19 protein-coding genes, 1 tRNA gene and 1 pseudogene are annotated in these 18,007 nt (G+C 44.9%); 5 read left to right on the top strand and 16 right to left on the bottom strand.

What is annotated here, in order from left to right:
- The 4 genes from IM515_RS04535 to IM515_RS04520 all read right to left on the bottom strand — a co-directional run.
- Positions 1-255, bottom strand: a 255-nt coding sequence (locus IM515_RS04535) for a DUF433 domain-containing protein (RefSeq protein WP_287629399.1), incomplete at its 3' end; no start/stop codon positions are given.
- Positions 256-360: 105 nt separating this feature from the next.
- A complete protein-coding gene (locus IM515_RS04530; RefSeq protein WP_287629398.1) occupies positions 361-579 on the bottom strand; it encodes a DUF2283 domain-containing protein in 219 nt (72 codons plus the stop codon).
- A gap of 93 nt (positions 580-672) precedes the next feature.
- Positions 673-1,713, bottom strand: coding sequence for a hypothetical protein (locus IM515_RS04525; RefSeq protein ID WP_287629397.1), 1,041 nt, complete (start codon positions 1,711-1,713; stop codon positions 673-675).
- Positions 1,714-1,955: 242 nt separating this feature from the next.
- Positions 1,956-2,663, bottom strand: coding sequence for a DUF3782 domain-containing protein (locus tag IM515_RS04520; protein ID WP_287629396.1), 708 nt, complete (start codon positions 2,661-2,663; stop codon positions 1,956-1,958).
- 56 nt (positions 2,664-2,719) lie between these two features.
- On the opposite strand from IM515_RS04520, the gene IM515_RS04515 reads away from it, so the two are divergent.
- Positions 2,720-2,863 carry a hypothetical protein gene (locus IM515_RS04515; protein ID WP_287633204.1) on the top strand — a complete coding sequence of 48 codons (144 nt, stop codon included), beginning with the start codon at positions 2,720-2,722 and terminating at the stop codon, positions 2,861-2,863.
- Positions 2,864-2,867: 4 nt separating this feature from the next.
- Here IM515_RS04515 and IM515_RS04510 read toward each other — a convergent pair.
- The 4 genes from IM515_RS04510 to petE form a co-directional block, all read right to left on the bottom strand.
- Positions 2,868-2,941, bottom strand: a tRNA-Met gene (locus IM515_RS04510).
- Between the two features lie 83 nt (positions 2,942-3,024).
- The gene (locus IM515_RS04505; protein WP_287629393.1) at positions 3,025-4,752 is read right to left on the bottom strand and encodes a succinate dehydrogenase/fumarate reductase flavoprotein subunit; all 1,728 of its coding nucleotides are present in this window, start codon (positions 4,750-4,752) and stop codon (positions 3,025-3,027) included.
- A 168-nt stretch (positions 4,753-4,920) separates the two neighbouring features.
- A complete protein-coding gene (locus tag IM515_RS04500) occupies positions 4,921-5,052 on the bottom strand; it encodes a hypothetical protein (RefSeq protein WP_287633199.1) in 132 nt (43 codons plus the stop codon).
- A 45-nt stretch (positions 5,053-5,097) separates the two neighbouring features.
- The gene (gene petE / locus IM515_RS04495; protein ID WP_287629392.1) at positions 5,098-5,475 is read right to left on the bottom strand and encodes a plastocyanin; all 378 of its coding nucleotides are present in this window, start codon (positions 5,473-5,475) and stop codon (positions 5,098-5,100) included.
- Between the two features lie 192 nt (positions 5,476-5,667).
- On the opposite strand from petE, the gene petJ reads away from it, so the two are divergent.
- Together petJ and IM515_RS04485 are read left to right on the top strand one after the other, a co-directional pair.
- Positions 5,668-5,988, top strand: coding sequence for a cytochrome c6 PetJ (gene petJ / locus IM515_RS04490; RefSeq protein ID WP_002767960.1), 321 nt, complete (start codon positions 5,668-5,670; stop codon positions 5,986-5,988).
- Between the two features lie 116 nt (positions 5,989-6,104).
- Positions 6,105-7,784 carry a DUF3352 domain-containing protein gene (locus tag IM515_RS04485; RefSeq protein WP_287629390.1) on the top strand — a complete coding sequence of 560 codons (1,680 nt, stop codon included), beginning with the start codon at positions 6,105-6,107 and terminating at the stop codon, positions 7,782-7,784.
- A gap of 208 nt (positions 7,785-7,992) precedes the next feature.
- On the opposite strand, the pseudogene IM515_RS04480 reads toward IM515_RS04485, so the two are convergent.
- From IM515_RS04480 to IM515_RS04465, 4 genes and pseudogenes are all read right to left on the bottom strand, one after another.
- Positions 7,993-8,286 (bottom strand): annotated as a pseudogene (locus IM515_RS04480) (hypothetical protein); the annotation flags it as partial.
- Positions 8,287-8,567: 281 nt separating this feature from the next.
- On the bottom strand, positions 8,568-9,488 hold the full coding sequence (locus IM515_RS04475; RefSeq protein WP_043996646.1) for a hypothetical protein: 921 nt from the start codon (positions 9,486-9,488) through the stop codon (positions 8,568-8,570).
- A gap of 76 nt (positions 9,489-9,564) precedes the next feature.
- The gene (locus IM515_RS04470; protein ID WP_287629389.1) at positions 9,565-10,368 is read right to left on the bottom strand and encodes a type 1 glutamine amidotransferase; all 804 of its coding nucleotides are present in this window, start codon (positions 10,366-10,368) and stop codon (positions 9,565-9,567) included.
- Positions 10,369-10,546: 178 nt separating this feature from the next.
- Complete coding sequence (locus tag IM515_RS04465; RefSeq protein WP_287629388.1) at positions 10,547-11,884, bottom strand: Mur ligase family protein; 1,338 nt, start codon at positions 11,882-11,884, stop codon at positions 10,547-10,549.
- Positions 11,885-12,047: 163 nt separating this feature from the next.
- Here IM515_RS04465 and IM515_RS04460 point away from each other — a divergent pair, with 163 nt between their 5' ends.
- Complete coding sequence (locus IM515_RS04460; RefSeq protein WP_287629386.1) at positions 12,048-13,238, top strand: HhoA/HhoB/HtrA family serine endopeptidase; 1,191 nt, start codon at positions 12,048-12,050, stop codon at positions 13,236-13,238.
- Between the two features lie 213 nt (positions 13,239-13,451).
- Complete coding sequence (lptC, locus tag IM515_RS04455) at positions 13,452-14,600, top strand: LPS export ABC transporter periplasmic protein LptC (protein ID WP_287629385.1); 1,149 nt, start codon at positions 13,452-13,454, stop codon at positions 14,598-14,600.
- A gap of 206 nt (positions 14,601-14,806) precedes the next feature.
- Here the strand turns inward: lptC and nuoK are convergent, their stop codons facing one another.
- From nuoK to nuoH, 4 genes are all read right to left on the bottom strand, one after another.
- Complete coding sequence (gene nuoK, locus IM515_RS04450) at positions 14,807-15,112, bottom strand: NADH-quinone oxidoreductase subunit NuoK (protein WP_197533180.1); 306 nt, start codon at positions 15,110-15,112, stop codon at positions 14,807-14,809.
- Between the two features lie 25 nt (positions 15,113-15,137).
- Positions 15,138-15,734, bottom strand: a complete 597-nt coding sequence (locus IM515_RS04445) for an NADH-quinone oxidoreductase subunit J (protein WP_002734810.1) — start codon at positions 15,732-15,734, stop codon at positions 15,138-15,140.
- A gap of 107 nt (positions 15,735-15,841) precedes the next feature.
- Positions 15,842-16,414 (bottom strand): NAD(P)H-quinone oxidoreductase subunit I, encoded by a 573-nt coding sequence (gene ndhI / locus IM515_RS04440; protein ID WP_002767981.1) that lies wholly within the window; start codon positions 16,412-16,414, stop codon positions 15,842-15,844.
- A 42-nt stretch (positions 16,415-16,456) separates the two neighbouring features.
- Positions 16,457-17,575 (bottom strand): NADH-quinone oxidoreductase subunit NuoH, encoded by a 1,119-nt coding sequence (gene nuoH, locus IM515_RS04435; RefSeq protein ID WP_002767982.1) that lies wholly within the window; start codon positions 17,573-17,575, stop codon positions 16,457-16,459.
- Between the last annotated feature and the right edge of the window lie 432 nt (positions 17,576-18,007).

Genomic DNA, 18,007 nt, shown 5'->3' with positions numbered 1-18,007 from the left:
TTCCTTGGCAAAGGTATCATCATCTGTGATTTGTTGTCTAATTTCTTCAAGGTGATCGTGATAGTAAGAAAGGGCCGCGTAAACATCAGCTAAAGTAATGCTGGGATAATGATAAACAATTTCATCGGGTGACATTCCCAGACGTTCGTGCCAAATAACGACATCTTGGACTTTGATGCGATGACCTGCGATGCGCGGTTTACCGCCACAGGTTTCCGGGGTAATTTCAATGTGATTGATTAAAGTTGTTGTCATTGATAATAACGAATTTGTCCAACTGTAGGGGTGCAATGCTTGCCATTGGTGTCATATATATTATATCACGTCAAGGTTTATAGAATAATTTTATTATGACAACTCTTATAAACTTGACACTAATTGAGGCGCGACAATAGTTTCTAGGGAAAAAGCATTCAGACCCGTTAAGTTTCTGGCCTGTTCCAAGGTGATTGCACAAATGTTCCCATTTTTATCAAGATCGACCAAGGTATTTTCATTGATTTCTTGAGTCTCGACAATAGGATTGTTATTGAACTCTAAATATAGAGTATCCGTATCTTGAAAGTAGGTGATTTTCATGGCTTAAAATTCCTATCAAAAAAAGCATTGTGAACTGTGATACCATCTTCGAGTAAGACAACCCTCAACGCTTTGTTGTCTATTTATTCAATATCAAAATGTTGAGTTTTCTTCAAAAATATTTTTGATAAAATCATATTGTTTAGGGAAAAACTGCCTGTTTGTATAATACAAAGGAGATTTTACATGAATATAACCTTTAGCATCATTTGCCCATTCACCGAGCAACATATCGTCACCATATAAATAACCATGAAACTTTGGAAAAGTATGCCAATATTTAATTTCTATTTCTACATTATTTTGCCTCAGTTGTTCATCCTCAAGTATAAATTCAAGGTTTCGATTAATCTTATTTTTAAAGTTTATCGATAATCGATTGGTTGAGATATATATATCAATAAGTTCATCACTCAATCTTTTCAGTATGAGCCTACTAATTTTAGGCTTTTTATCTAAATTAGCCTCATGAAATATTCTTGTAATCCATGCGTAAACAAAGTCTCCCTCTCCAATTGAAACATATAAGTCGTTCAGGATGTCTTTTTTTGTGACAATGTCCGTGAGAATTGCATAGTACTGTTCTGACCTTGTAAGCTGTTCGACTTTTCCAGTTAAATCAAATGTGAGAAGTTGCAGATTTGCTTCGGTTTGAGGCTTAGCATCCATTAAAGCAGTAACAGTAACAGGAGGCGCGGCGGTTTTCTCAGGTCTAGCGATCGCTTTTTTAGAGGGTTCAGAGCGCCTTTTATGCCACTCTTCCGAAAATTTAGTCAAATTTGTTGTCTTATCGTCGTATTTCGCCCACAGAGTTAGGGAGAACCGCCATTCCTCACACCCCTGCTTTTCATTTTCGTGACGCTCATCCCGAAGAATGCCTAGATAATCGGCCAAATAGTGGCTAATCGCGTCCCTAACTTGATCTTTGGTCAATTTTTCCCCTTTCTGCTCTGCCAAGCGTACTAAAGCCGCTAAATTCGTCTCAACCCGCAAAAGTTTCCCCTCTTCCCCTAGAGCCAGCTTGACTCCCCAATCATTATCCTCACATTGACAGTGAGCCACATGATCTAATAAGACTTCAAACAAGCGTTTGACCCTTTTTTCAACAGTTTCGCCATAACTCTTCTTAGGCATGGGATTAGATCGGTAGAGGTTTGGGATAGCTTATTTTAGTCTATTTTTTGAGATGATGAAAAACACCTAAGGGACTTGCGCTTTGATAATGTACCTTTTGGGCGAACGCAGTTCGCCCCTACATTGTGGACAAAATTTGATAATGTAGGGGCGCAAGGCTTGCGCCCTCCGATCGATCAGGTTTGCTGATCACCATAAGTAGGGGGAGAGCCTTCAAGATGTTGATGATGAAAAACACCTAATCAGGCAAAACCTAGGGGCCGAAATTGAGCATCGTTGATGATTTTAACCGTTTCTCCTGATTGCTTAATCACAAATAAACCGCGCCGATAAGCATAACTATCTATCCCCTGATCGATTTCAATCCCCGCTACTGCGCCATAAACCTGAAAGTCTCGAAATTGGGGAAAGGCTAACTTAAATCGCTGTAATCGATCGAGAAAGTCATCTACATCATCCTTCGAGAGTCGAGATTTACACTCCACCGCCACTAACTCACTGCCATTCACCGCCAGAATATCAATTTCCATCGCTGCCCCGGGACGTTTACTTTTTAAACGACTCATGGTTTGGGTGACATCAATCCCCCGCTCTTGAAATAACTGCACAACCGCCGGCTCTACCATTTCTTCGACAAAACGCCCCCAACGGGTGGTTAAGTTATTGACGGCTTCGGTGGTGGCTCGTACCTGTTTTTTCAATTCTTCCATCGTGCGATCGGCTTCAGCCCGGCGGCGATCGGCTTCAGCCCGGCGGCGATCGGCTTCAGCATTGCGGCGGTCCGCTTCGGCATTTCGTTGTTCAGCTTCAGCACTACGGCGGTCCGCTTCAGCACTACGGCGGTCCGCTTCAGCACTACGGCGCTCGGCCTCTTTTTGGAACTCGGCAAATTGAGCCTCGGTTCTTTCAAACAGTTTGTAAATATCGGCGATCGTAATAGCTTCTGACATGGCGTGTTCTTGTCTATTTGAGCAAAGCCGATCCTATTCTAGCAACTCGGTCGAATGTGCCAGTTTATCGGGAATTTAGCCCCGATATTAATAAACCGATCGCTTCTGATCTAGATTCCTGTTTAATGGCCTTATGTGATAAATTTCTGGCAATGTTTGAAGCCTATCACGTTCCGCTCTATTTAAAACTAGCTTTATAAGTAATGGCGGGAAGCGGATTTGAACCACTGACCTTCGGGTTATGAGCCCGACGAGCTACCAGACTGCTCTATCCCGCGTTGCTTTATTTAGTATAGAACTAAATCTCGGTAAATGCCAAGGAGTTTGTAAAATTACTTTACATTTACCGTCCGACCAGAAGTTAATACTTACGTTCCACGGGGGTGAAATCCTGAATCACTACGGGCATATAGTCGATATCGATGCCGGAGGGGGAATAATAGGCGAGGGTATGCTGAAGGAAATTTTGGTCATCCCGTTGGGGAAAATCCTCGCGGGAGTGGGCCCCTCGGCTTTCTTGACGATTGAGAGCAGAGGTGAGGATAATTTCCCCCACTACCATGAGACTTTGTAATTCCCAGGCCTCGATTAGTTCGGTATTCCAGCAATCACCTCTATCATCGAGGTAAATCTGCTCGTATTGGCGCTTTAATTCGCCGATTTGTTTAATTCCCTCGCGCATAGTTGCTTCGGTGCGAAAAACGCCGCAATGTTGGGTCATACAGTCTTGGAATTGCTGACGTAGTTGACCGATGCGAATCGTGCCTTTTTTGGTCAATAGAGCGGTGATTTCCTCTTTGGCATCCTGAAGGTAAATATCGGGATTAAAGACGGGAAAAGCGCGTTTTTCGACGTATTTAGCGATCGATTTGCCGGTTCTTCTCCCATAGACCACACATTCTAACAGGGAATTACTGCCCAAACGATTAGCCCCGTGGACAGAGACACAGGAACATTCCCCGGCGGAGAAAAAGCCCTCGCTGAGGGTATCGGCACTTAGGCGAACGCGACCATCGGTATTAACGGGAATGCCGCCCATACAATAGTGAACCGTAGGACGTACAGGCATCGGTTCCTCTACCGCATCGACACCGACGAGACGGTGGGCCTCCTCCCAACAGAAGGGAATGCGACTCATAATTTTTTCCCGGCCTAAATGGCGTAAATCCAGATAGACAAAGGGACCCCCGGCGCTACCGTCCAGATTTACCCCCCGGCCGGCGCGAATTTCTAGGGTAATGGCCCGGGAAGTGATGTCCCGGGGTGCCAATTCCATGCGCGAGGGGGCGTAGTCTTCCATAAAACGACGACCTTCGCTATTGATTAAATAAGCGCCTTCACCCCGGACTGCTTCCGAGATTAAAACACCGACGGGATAGAGTCCCGTGGGGTGAAATTGGACAAATTCCATGTCTTCTAGGGGAATACCCGCTTTTGCCGATAAAGCTAAACCGTCCCCCGTACAGGCGAAATCGTTGGAGGTGGTGTTATAAACGCGACCATAGCCCCCCGTCCCGAACATAATGGCTTTTGCCCGGAGGATTTCTAACTGTCCGGTGGCGATTTGGTACATAACTACGCCTTTAGCCGTACCTTCTTCGAGGATAAGGCGTAAAACGTACCATTCATCGTAGATTTTTACCTGATTACGGCGTAAATTGCTGACTAATTCGTGCAGCATGGCGTGACCGGTTTTATCGGCGGCGTAACAGGCCCGGTTATGGCTGTGACCGCCAAAGGCTCTTTGGGCAATGCGTCCATCTTCGAGACGGGAGAATAACACGCCTAGATGTTCCAATTCGATGATAACTTCGGGGGCTTCTTGGGTGAGGATATCCACCGCATCCTGGTCAGCCAGAAAATCGGACCCTTTGACAGTATCGTAGGCGTGGGCCTTGGGATTATCTTTGGGGTCAACGTTTTGCAGGGCGGCGGCGATACCCCCCTGGGCGGCGACGGAGTGGGAACGAATTGGGTGGGTTTTGGCAACGACAGCAACATCGATAGTCGGGTTGAGGCGTTTGATTTCTAAGGCGGCGCGGCATCCTGCTAACCCACCGCCCACTATAACGACATCGTGTTCTTTCATGGCTGATTTTCCTACGGGCTTCTGTTTCTATGGTGGGGTGAGAATTGCTCAGAAGTCAGTTTTGTAACCGAGACTTTATATTTCAGGAGAAGGGAGAAGGGAGAACGGAGAAGGGAGACAGGTTTTAGGTGTTGGGGTGTTGGGGTGTTGGGGTGTTGGGGTTTTAGTTCAATTTCCCCACTTCCCCACTTCCCCACTTCCCCACTTCCCCACTTCCCCACTTCCCCACACCCCACACCCCACACCCCACACCCCACTTCCCACTTCCCACACCCCACACCCCACACCCCAAAAAAACAACCCGCGGCAGTTAACCGCGAGTTATTTTTGGCTAAAATCGGATCATTACTGAACGGTAATCGTTCCGACCATACCGGCGCCGCGATGGGGTTCGCAGTAGTAGGTGTAAGTACCCGGTTCGCTGAAAGTGCTTTCAAAGGACTCCCCGGCGGAAAAAGCCAGACCCTTGTGGGATAATTTGCTGGCTTGGGCTTCGGGAACTTTGGCACTATCGAAAACGATGTTATGGGGAGAAAGTTTGTTATTAACCCATTTCACCGTATCTCCTGCTTTAATAGTCAGGGTGGGGGGATCAAATTGTAGTGTGCCTGCATCACCGCCCATCTTAACCGTGAAGGTTTCCGCAGCAGCGGAGGCAGTGTTGAAGAAGAAGCTAGAGACGACTAGCACCACGGTAGCGACCAATAAACCTAATTTTTTCATGCTTGTTAATCCTTTACACGAGGGGAGATGACAAGTTTGACAGCCTGTCTTTTGACAAAAAAGTAAAAGTTTGCTTTTAACTGTCCCATGAATTGATTCTACACCAAGTTTGACAGCTTGTCTTTTGACAAGAAAACCGTTTTTTTCTGACCATGGTTGGGGAATTTCTGAAGAAATAGAGGAGAACCAATCGTGAAAAGATTATTAATTTCCCTGTGCTTGCTCTTGGCTGTGGTTACTTTCGGTATGGCTCGTCCCGCTTTAGCTGATGGGGCTTCGATTTTCAGTGCTAACTGCGCTTCCTGTCACATGGGCGGTAAAAACGTGGTTAATGCCGCTAAAACCCTGAAAAAAGAAGATTTAGTTAAATACGGCAAAGATTCCGTTGAAGCTATCGTTACCCAAGTTACCAAAGGTATGGGTGCGATGCCGGCTTTCGGTAGTCGTCTCAGCGCTGAAGATATCGAAGCTGTAGCTAATTATGTCCTCGCTCAAGCGGAAAAAGGCTGGTAAAAGTTAGTTATCGGTGGCGAGTTATCGGTTATCAGTCTGGTAAGAATTGTAGCGATCGAAATTCTTGGGTCAATTGCTGGCTTAAAATAGCTAATGGTTCATCTCGGGGCAAGGTTGTGAAATTGCGATCGTTTTTCTATATTTTAGGTGCGACGGTAATCATTCTCCTAGGAGTCGCTACAGCCAGTTTTGCTTGGATTCTCGCCGATAGTCCTCTGTCTTTGCTCAAAGGTGGGGTGCTGCGGGAACCGGCGGCGGCGATTTTTGTGCCGAAACAGGCCCCGGTTATGGTATCCTTGCTGGTCAATCCCGAACGTTTGGAGTCTTTTGGTCAATTAATCGCTACACCGGCTAATCGACGACGTTCCCACCAAGAAATTAAGGATTTAGAAAAAAGTCTGCTCGGTAAAACGGGATTGAATTATCAAAAGGAAATCAAACCCTGGTTAGGGGAAGAAATCACCCTCGCTGTTACTTCCCTAGATTTCGATCGCGATACCGATAATGGTATCCAACCGGGTTATCTTTTGGCAATTCAAAGTAAAGATGGCGAACGCGCTAAGGAGTTTCTGCAAGCTTCCTACTCAAAACAGGCGGTTTCGGGCAAATTTGACCTGGTTTTTGAACCCTACAAGGGAGTTAACCTAATCTATCAACGTCCCTTGACTGCGGGAGATAATAATCGTTTTCTCGCTAGTGCCGTGGTGGGTGATACGGTGCTTTTTGCCAATAATATCAAGGTTTTGCGCGAGGCACTTAATAACGTGCAAGTACCAGATTTAAACCTAAAAAATAGCCCCGATTACCGAGAAGCCCTCAAAAATATCACTGAACCGCGTATAGCTATAGTTTACGGCAATTTACCCCCGTTATCGGCTTGGATAGCTAATCAACCCGTCCCGGAGAGTCCCGAAGCGAAACAACGATTAGCCACGGCTTTTACACTCAAATCCGGGGGAATAGTCGCTCAAACCGCCTTAATTGGGGTTTTAGGACAGGATGACCAAGCACCAATTTTATCTAGTCCCGTGGGAGCATTATCTTTTATCAGCGAAAATAGCCTTTTAGTCGCCGCTAGTCGCGATTTAAATCGTTTTTGGACTCAGGTAGAGGAGGGGTTAGAAGCGGATAGTCCCCTACAGGAATTAATAACACAGGTCTTAAACCGCTTCCAGTCGCCTTTAGGTTTAAATTTGCCTGAAGACGTTTTTAGCTGGGTTAGAGGCGAATATAGTCTCGCTCTCGTGCCTAATTCAAAGGGGATGGAACCCGATAGTGTTTTTGTAGGGGAACGGGTGATGGGAGTAGAGGTGGACAGTGCGATCGAGCATTTGGATGAGTTGGCCCGCAGTCGCGGCTATAATGTGGTTAATCTGCCTTTACTCGATCGATCGGTGACAGCTTGGACAAAGTTAACCACGGCGGTCCCAGAGGGAAAAGCGCAACTAGAGACGCTCGTGACGGGAGTGCATACCAGGGTCGATAATTATGAAATTATCGCTAGTTCTGTGGAAGCGATGGGTTTAGCTTTATCTGCACAGAAAAACCCCATTTTAGGTAGTGGTAAGTTTCGACAGGCAATTACTGCTTTACCCGCAGAAAATGATGGTTATTTTTACGTCGATTGGCGACAATTGCAACCAGTTATTGAGTCGAAATTCCCGATCGTGCGGGTGTTAGAATTATCGATTAAGCCTTTATTTAATAATCTGCGTTCTCTTACTATTAGCAGCCAAGGCAGTGAAAATTCTGTGCGTCGGGGAACGATTTTCTTTAATCTGGGAGTGAAATCTTAATCAGTTATCAGTTATCAGTTATCAGTTATCAGTTATCAGATAGAATCTTGTAGGTTTGGTTGAGCGATTTAATACTTAGGGGAAACCTGCTCGATTCAATGATTTGAGCGAAACCCAACATTATTGACGACATTGGTGTGGTTGGGTTTCGCTCAAGCGTCGCTAATATTTGACAGACAAGAGTTATTATTGCTCAACCCAACCTACTGCTGTTGATAACTTGTTTAATTTGTTGTGCTAGGGTTTGGATTTCTTGGGGAAAATTGGGGTCTTTGAGCATTTCTACCTGTAAAAAAGGAACCACTTGCTGTTCAATCATCGCCTCGGATTTGGTTTGTTCTGCTGCCGCTAAAACCTGAGCGGCGGCGGGTTCCTTTTGTAACTTTTGCTTAATTTTTTGCCACAATTATACACCTTTATCCATTGCTCCTTCCGTTAATTTACCGATAACAGCTTCAAAGGCGATTTTAGCGATTTCGGCGGCGACTAATTCAGCTAACATAATTATCAATGGGGGGAATTTTTCGCCATTCTAGCACAACTATTTGGGGATGAAAGCAGGAAAGTCAATCACTCATGTTATCGGGAATCACCGTTCCTTTGATCCCCCCTTAATCCCTCCTTGATAGTAGGGTTGATTCATGAATCAACCCTACCCTTGATAAGGGGAGTGCCGATCCCCCCTTAATCCCCCCTTGATAAGGGGGGTGCAGATCCCCCTTTAATTCTAGAGCCAAAAAAGACAGGCATTGAGCCTGTCTAGAAAACCAAACAAATTACCTATCAGTTGGCCACAAATAGGGAGTTTTTTGCGTCAAATTTCCAAGCAATACCATCGGGATCTCTGATGCGACTCCAATCGGCAAATTCTGTTTCGGATTTATTTTTCTTGTTTCTACCCAAAACGGCCGGGGTAACTCCTAAACGTTTAGCCAAATCCGCCAAACTCATTGATGAGATGGTTTCAGAATCAGAGGTTAGAGATTCTTCCCTAACTTCTGATTCTGATTGGGATAAAGAACTGGCAGAACTGTTCAAACTAGGATTAATTATCTCCTCCGGTTCTTGAATTACCGTTTCTTGAACAGCGATCGCTGCGTTTTTTTCTTCCTCTTTTTCCTCAAATAATTTACCTAAATTAGTCAGAGGTTGGGAGGAGGAAATAACAGGAACCTCCGAGACAGAATTTTCGCTCTTTTCGGCGACAATCAGAGAGGATTTAGCCTCCTGGGATTGCTCTAAATTGGTCAGGGGAGATCTCGAGGCAGTAATCGCAGGAATTTGTTTTTCCCCTATTTCTTCTAAAGAGGGGTCACTCTCATCAAAAATACTACCCAAGGTACTGGCGGTGATAAAGTAATAGGCCATACCCTGATCGCCTACAGCTTTTTTTTGCGCTCCAAATTCCTCAGCTTTTTTGTCTAAAAATTGTCTGGCTAATTTGGCCGTGAGATTGGCTTTTGCCGATAGGTCAATCGGGGTGAGACAACCTTGATTGTCCTGTAAAAGTTGATTGAAATAGGGGTTAATCACCGTCGATAATTTTGACCAGCGATAGTCTTGCCACACCTTGACTGCCAGAGTTAAGAGGAAGACAAGTAGGATCAATGGCCAAGCGGTAAAAACAAGGATGATTAGCACCGCTAGGGGAATGATGAGGACGAGAAACCCCGCCGTTTGACGATCGATAATTTTTCCAGTCATAATTTCATAAGCTGCCACAATTAAAATTCTTAATGGCTAGTTTGACTATCTCCTGCCATAAGTGTATATGACCAGTTTAGGCTTTATTGGTCACGCCGGTTAGTTCTAGTCGTTCAAACATGGCAAATCGTGCCTTCAAGGCCAGAGAATCATCAAGTTTTGTTAAAAAAATGGCTTTTTGATACTTTTGTTCTAAAGCTTTTTGGATTAACCAATCGGCTAAAAAGGGATTTTTGGGTAGTAGCGGACCATGGGCATAGGTAGCGATCGCATTGTGGTAAAATGCTCCTTCATAACCGTCCTCTCCGTTATTTCCGTAGCCAGTAATCACCTTTCCCAAGGGAGAAACGGTCTGTAAATAGGTACGACCCCCGTGATTTTCAAAGCCAATTACTAGCGGTTTTTCCCCAGTCATAGCTTTAATTTCCTCCGCTAAAGGGGAGGCAGTAATTTCAAAAACCACGTTACCGATACAGCGTTTTGCATTGGGACCAGGATGTTTACTTACTAGGTCTAATAATCCTAATCCTTCGATTCTTTGACCGAAAGCTGGTTCGTAATAATGGCCTAATAATTGTGGGGAACCACAGGTAAAAACCCCCGGTATTCCTGCCGATAATTGTTCTTTCATCGCCGCCGCTTTTTTACCCTGTAAATCGCGCATAACGATCTCCTGTTGCCGATCCTGCGCCCCACCCCCAACAATTATATCTACTTGATAAAATTTCTCGGCTTCTGTTTGAGCATCTAGGGGAATAATTGTCACAGAAATATCACGCCATTGACATCTTCTTTGGATAGTAATAACATTACCTCGATCGCCGTATGTACTCATTAAGGTCGGATATAACCAGCCGATTTTTAGTTCTAGTTCTTGCATAATTTTTTAGGGGATTAGGGAATTAGGGAATGGGGGAATGGGGAATTAGGGAATAGGGGAATGGGGGAATGGGGAAATGGGGAAATGGGGGAATTCAACTAACACCCTAACACCCCCCGCAACGCGCACGCAGTGACCACCCCAACCCCTAACACCAATCTTCACTCTTTTCTAATTTCTACAAAATCTTTCTACCTGTGAGAATCTCTCGTACTTCTAACATAGCAGAATAGGTGGGTAAAATATGTAAAGTTTCCTCATTTTTGGTGTTATTAAGGGCAATTTGGAGCGCTTTTTTTAGATCGGATTCAACAATTAAATTAACGGGATAAGCGAGACTATCCTGACTATATTGTAAGCGTAAAGCCATGTCATAAAGTCGATCGCCCGTTACTACTAAAGTTGTTCCCAAACGGGTTAATTTTTCCGTATCCACATCCCAAATCCAAGAAACATCCGTCCCGTCGGGGATGCGATCATTGAGAACTAAGAGAGTAGTCGAGGACTTTTCTTTCTGTAAAATATCAGCCACCGTGCGAATTGTTTCATTCATACCCACGGGATTTTTAGACAGTAAAATCCTAACTTTTTTGCCCTCAATTTCTAATTCTTCCGCTCGACCAAAAGCCGCTTTAAAACCCTGAACTGTCTCAAAAATTTCTCGATCTTTAATCCCCAATTCCTGGGCTACCAAACCCGCCGCTAAAGTATTATATTTATTATAAACACCGATTAAAATCTGCGGCCAATCCTGACTATGAAAAGCAGGATTACTCTTTTTAAAGCCGCAACTAGGACAACTAAAATCCCCTAAATGGGAGAGATAAACTCCGCGATAATCCAAAGAAGCACCACATTTAGGACAGTAAATAGAATCGACAGCGTGGGGAATTTCTTCTAGATATAATTCTGGTTCACTTAAGCCAAAATATACAACTCTTTGGGGCAGTTGTTGACCCAAATGGGAAAGGGTCGGATCATCAGCATTGAGAATCACTAAAGTATCGGTGGGTAGGGGAGATATGGCTCCTTGCCAACGGCGACTAATCGTATCCACTTCCCCATAGCGATCGAGTTGATCGCGAAACAAATTAAGAGCTAAAATAGCGCGAGGACGACAATCTTTTAAAACCAAAGGGAGAATATTTTCATCCACTTCTAAAATGGCATAATCAGCCTTTAAAGTGCCGAATAAATTGGCATCGGCCAATAAAGCAGTGATTAAACCATTAATTAAATTCGCCCCGGTGGTATTATGGGTGACTTTTGCTCCCTGACGCTCTAGAATAGTTCTTAGCAGTAGGGAAGTAGTAGTTTTTCCATTCGTGCCAACCACCAAGATTACCCCCCGTCGGACTTGCCCACAAAGTAGCGGCAACAAACGGGGATGGAGACGACGGGCAATTTCCCCCGGCAAGACGCTGGCGGCCCCTAAACGGAGTCCTTTAACCACAGCAGTAACGGTTTTAGCCACCGCTACGGCTATCCCTAAACGGATGCGATCAAACAATTGCATGAACTGAGATTCTCATAGCTGTTTCGTGATTTTACCGCTAAAAGAAGACTGGTAAACGGGGTAAGTTCCCATTGATTCTTTCCTACCGACAAAAAAGACAGCCTATAATATAGGTAAGTTTGGGGCCGATTCTACCGCACACGACATTTTAGGGCTAGAGCTTATGGGTTTATTGACAAGATTGGGGATTTCACTGGGATTACTCGTCCTAGGGGGTACTGTGGGTGTGCTAGGAAATCAGTATTTAAGCAGAAAAGCACCCCTAGAGGTAAATAAACCGCCGGCAATTCTCCCCGCTTCCCTCTCTCTCCCTGTTATTCCCCAAACCGACGGCAATGTTAATTTTATCGCCCAGGCCGTGCAGAAAGTCGGGCCGGCGGTGGTGCGGATTGACTCGGCCCGGGAAGTGGCCGACCAAATTCCCGAAGAATTTAAACAGCCCTTTTTTCGGCGCTTTTTTGGTAATGAAGTGCCGATTCCCAAGGAGCATTTGGAACGAGGAACTGGTTCTGGGTTTATCATCAGTACAGATGGACTACTTTTAACTAATGCCCATGTGGTGGAAGGGACAACCCAAGTAAAAGTGACTCTGAAAAACGGTCAAACCTATCAGGGTAAAGTCCTGGGAGTTGACAATATGACCGATGTGGCCTTGGTGAAAATCGAGGCGGAAAATTTACCGACGGTGACTTTTGGCAAGGCCGAAACTTTAATACCCGGGGAGTGGGCGATCGCTATTGGCAATCCCCTAGGCTTAGATAATACGGTGACAGTGGGCATTATTAGCGCCCTAGGACGCACTAGCAGCGAAGTGGGGGTTCCCGATAAACGGGTTCGTTTTATCCAAACCGATGCCGCTATTAACCCCGGCAATTCCGGCGGTCCGTTGCTAAACGCCAAGGGTGAAGTTATCGGTATTAATACGGCAATTCGGGCCGATGCTCAGGGTTTAGGGTTTGCTATTCCCATCGAAACCGCCCAAAAAGTGGCGGGACAGCTATCTAGTAAGGGTAAAGCGGAACATCCCTACATCGGTATCCAGATGGTAACGCTAACCCCAGAATTACGGCAGCAATTGAACGAAACTAAAGAATTAAACTTTAATATTGACCAAAATGAAGGGGTAATCGTCCTGCGAGTGGTGGAAAATTCCCCCGCTCAAAAAGCCGGAATGCAAGCGGGTGATATCATCGAAACTGTGGCAGGAAACCCCGTTAAAACCGCTTCGGATGTGCAGCAAGGTGTGGAAACCAGTGCGATCGGTGGTAATCTGGAAATCGAGATTAACCGCAGGGGTAAACAACAAACTCTCACCGTTCAACCGGGGGTTTTTCCTAGCAAAACTAGCGATTAACCATCCCAATCGGTCAAGGGGCGACCCCTTACCCTACACTGGGAGGAGAGAAAATAAGTCGCTGGTTATAATTAAATTAAAAATGGATTTTAGGTTCGATCCCCCCTGCCCCCCTTGATAAGGGGGGTGCCGATCCCCCCTTAGTCCCCCCTTGATAAGGGGGGCATCTGATAATTTTTAACGCCTACCTACTTAGCAGCGGAGCGATCAAAATTGAGGCAGCGGTTACAATTAAAACTATCAATTGGGCGCGGGGCTGCCCTTCTAATCGGTTTGCTGGGATTAACGGCCTGTCAACCTCCCGATCCGCCGACAATTTCGCCGACAGAATCGCCTAAAATTGAAGAAACTGGCCGCTTAATTCTCAATAATGCCACCTTAGAACAGGCTAACCCCTCGGGACAACCCCTCTGGAAAATTCAGGTCAAAAAAGCTACCTACACCCAAGACCAAAAAATCGCCCGTCTGGAAAATATCAAGGGTAATATCTATCAAGATGGGAAAGTAGTTTTACAGGTTAGTGCTGACCGCGGTGAAGTCTATAAGGAAGGCCAGGAAATTCTCCTCAAAGATAATATTGTGGCTGTGGATCCCCGCAATAAGGCCATTATTAACGCGCCGGAATTGCGTTGGCTACCCAAGGAAGGTATTTTAATCTCCCCCAAAGGGATCAAAGGTAGTCATCTACAACTAGAAGCTAAGGCGCGCCAAGGACGCTACGACACGCGCCAAGAAAAACTAGAATTACAAGGTCAAGTGGTGGCTACCGCTAAGGAATCTCGTGTTGTCCTGCAAACCGAGCGCCTGTACTGGGAAATTCCGCAACAGGTCATTAGTACCGATCAAAAAGTCGCTTTTGATCGCTATATTAGTAAAACTATTATTGATCGCCTTACTGCTATCGGCGGTCGTTGGGAAAGAAAAAATAATCAGGTTATCCTGCAAGAAAACCTCGAATATCGCTCTTTAGAACCACCTTTACAGATTTCTGGTTCTCAGGCAATTTGGAACTATCAAAATCGTACCCTAACTTCCGATCGCCCCACGGAAATTTTTCAATATCAAGATCAAATCACTATTACTGGTAATCGTGTGGTGGTGGAATTAGGCAATCGTATCGCTTATCTCAAGGATGGGGTTAAGGGAATTAATCAGAAAACTGGGGCGCAATTGTATAGTCAGATCTTAACTTGGAAAATGTCGGAAAAAATTGTCGAGGCCGAGGGGAATATTATCTATGAACAACAGGAACCAAAATTTAATCTCACTGGCGATAAAGCGATCGGCACGTTAGAAGATAATAACATTGTTGTTAGTAGTAGTTCCCCCGATCGAGTTGTCACCGAGATTTATCCCCGTTAACAGGGAAAACTGGCCAAAAAAAACTCCCCCCAGAAAAGGGAGAGAGGGGGGGGAAATATTTAGGGTTTGCTGAAAAAGTTTTTCGTGGGGACAGGGTGTGGGGTGTGGGGTTCACCCCAATGGTCGGCACTTTTTGAGGGAAAAAAAGTTTAAAAACCTTATCCAACAAGGTTTTTAGATTTATTCAGCAAACCCTATTTAAAAGCTTACCATTTGAGCAGATTAAACTGTTCCATATCGATCGTGTCGCGGTTACGATAGATAGTCAGGATAATCGCTAAACCCACGGCTGCCTCGGCTGCCGCTACGGTAATCACGAAAATAGTAAAAATTTGGCCTCGGATATTAGCGGGGTCAAGATAGTTGGAAAAACCCATTAAGTTAATGTTAACAGAATTGAGCATCAATTCGATCGACATTAAAACCCGGACGGCATTGCGACTGGTGACTAAACCGTAAATTCCGATACAAAATAAAGCCGCCGCTAATAACAAATAATACTCTAACTGAATCTGCATGATACCTCTTTCTTTGGTCTTATTTAGGGGCGGTTAATTCTCTAGGTCGTTCGGGTAATGTTAAGGCTGTGGCCGTAGGTTCTTCAGCTTTTAGGGTGGGGATAAGGTCACGACGAGCTAAAATAATTGCTCCGACCATGGCCATTAATAATAGCACGGAAGCTAATTCAAAGGGTAGCAGGAAATCACTAAAGAAATGCTTACCGATTTCTACTAAAGTATTAGTTACTACGGCGGGAGAAGTGCTAGAAATTGACCAAGGTGTGATTAAAACCATCGTCGATAACAGCACAAATAAACCAACACAAACTAAAGCAGTAGATGCCTGACGAATCCAACGTTTAGGAATATCAGAAAAGTCCTCTTGCTTGTTAACAAGCATAATGGCGAAGAGAATTAAAACGTTAATCGCACCCACATAAATTAGAATTTGTGCCGCCGCTACAAAATCAGCATTTAGTAAGAGATATAAACCCGAAATGCTGATAAAAACACCACCCAATAAAAAGGCGGAATAAACGATATTAGATAATAGTACCACGCCTAAAGCTGTCCCGATTACTAGGGCTGCTAAAATGCCAAAAGATACTATTTGAACGCCCTCGGCTAAATTCACAGTAGTTTCATCTCCTTTTATGTTTGAGAGTTATTAATTATTAGTTATCAGTTATCAGTTATTACTGTTAAATTTCCAACTCCTGACGGCTGATAGCTAACTGCTAATTAATCAGTAATTTCTTCTGGACGTTTACCGGCGCGTTGACTACCGGCGGGTAAATCGTGGGGTTCGATGACACCTTTCGGCAGATAACCTAATTCCCTCAGAGGTGTTACCATCGGGTCTTGGGTGACTTTGTAGGGTAAACGGCCTAGGGCGACGTTATCATAGTTTAATTCATGACGATCATAGGTCGCTAGTTCGTATTCTTCGGTCATCGATAGGCAATTAGTCGGACAGTATTCCACACAATTACCGCAGAAAATACAGACCCCAAAATCGATACTGTAGTGTTTGAGTTCTTTCTTTTTAATTTCCTTGTTAAAAGTCCAATCCACTACTGGTAAATTAATCGGACAAACTCGCACACAAACTTCACAAGCGATACATTTATCGAACTCAAAGTGAATTCTACCCCGATAACGTTCCGAGGGAATTAACTTTTCGTAGGGATACTGGACGGTAACTGGACGACGACGCATATGATCAAAGGTAACGGATAAACCTTCGCCGATGTATTTCGCCGCTTGAATGCTACCTTTGGCGTAATCGCTGACTTGTTTGAGGATGTTAAACATGATGGTCAGAGGGGTAGTAGGTTAACAGGGCAAAAAAGGAAATTAACCGCCAAAAGCAAAGGGAAAAGCTAGTTTTAGGGCGGCCGTAAGTAGTAGGTTAACTAAAGATACCGGTAGGAGGAATTTCCAGCCTAAATCGAGTAATTGGTCAATGCGAACCCGGGGTACAGTCCAACGCAAGAGAATAGCGATGAAGATGAGGAAATAGGCCTTTAATACTGTCATCGTAATCCCTAGGGAAGCGGTGATAATTTGTAGCCAGGGATTGGTTTCACTCACTCCCAACCAGCCGGCCACAGCATTGACGGGGATAGGAAATTCCCAACCACCGAGATAGAGGACGGCGAAAACTAGGGCCGACAGCACGAGGTTAACGTAGGAACCCACATAAAAAAGAGCGAATTTCATCCCTGCGTATTCGGTTTGATAACCGGCGACTAATTCCTCCTCCGCTTCCGGTAAATCGAAAGGCAGACGTTCACACTCAGCTAAAGCGGCAATCCAGAAAATCAGAAAACCCACCGGTTGGCGCCAGATATTCCAGCCTAAAATGCCATAACCGGATTGTTGTTCGACAATATCAATGGTACTGAGACTATTAGACATCATCGCGATCGCTAATACCGATAAAGCCAAGGGAATTTCATAACTAATCGATTGCGCCGCCGCCCGCAGGCCTCCCAGTAAGGAATACTTATTATTTGAGGCATAACCCGCCATTAATAAACCAATGGGGGCAATACTGGACAAGGAAATCCATAAAAAGATACCTACGTTTAGGTCAGTAATCAGCAGATTTTGGCCGAAGGGGACGATGAGATAGGAGACAAACACCGGCATCACCACCAAAATTGGCCCGAATAGGAATAACCAAGGATCGGCCTTAGCGGGGACGACATCTTCTTTAAAGACTAATTTCAGACCGTCGGCGACTGGTTGTAAAACGCCCAAGGGTCCTGCGTATTCGGGCCCGATACGCTGCTGGACGGCGGCGGAAATTTTCCTTTCTAACCAGACGCAGACTAAAACCCCCACCGTGGCGGCTATAATCATCAGGAACATGGGTAAAGGCATCCAAATCGCTTTAGCCACTCCTCCACTTAATCCCAAGTCTGTTAGGGATTTAATGAAACTTTCTTGTAAATCTATGCCTTGATTCATATTTGGCGATCGCTGTACTGTCGATAGTTCGGCATGGTTTGAAGATTTTTAAGCAAATCTTATAGCCTAGTATACAGTTAGTCGGTCTGAGGGTTATCAGTAAAGTGACAAAGGCTTCAACTCATTAGCAGCCAAGAGAGTCAAGCAATCTTGATTCCCCCGCCGAGAATAGGTATTAGTCAATAGTTAGACTCTGAATCTATCAATGTTCCCAGCTGTTTCTTAGCGCCGACAACCTCAGCTAGTTATCAATTATTCACAGGAAAAAAATCTAGTTAAGTAGCTGGTTATAATTAAATTAAAAATGGATTTTAGGTTCGATCCCCCCTGCCCCCCTTGATAAGGGGGGTGCCGATAGGCGGGGGGATCTACCCTTGATAAGGGGGGTGCCGATAGGCGGGGGGATCTACCCTTGATAAGGGGGGTGCCGAT

The sequence above is a fragment of the Microcystis sp. M44BS1 genome (genome assembly GCF_020244875.1).
In the GTDB taxonomy this organism is placed as follows: Bacteria; Cyanobacteriota; Cyanobacteriia; order Cyanobacteriales; family Microcystaceae; genus Microcystis; species Microcystis panniformis.
Note: the sequence above shows the minus strand (reverse complement) of the source record. Positions and strands in the feature narration are given on the sequence as shown.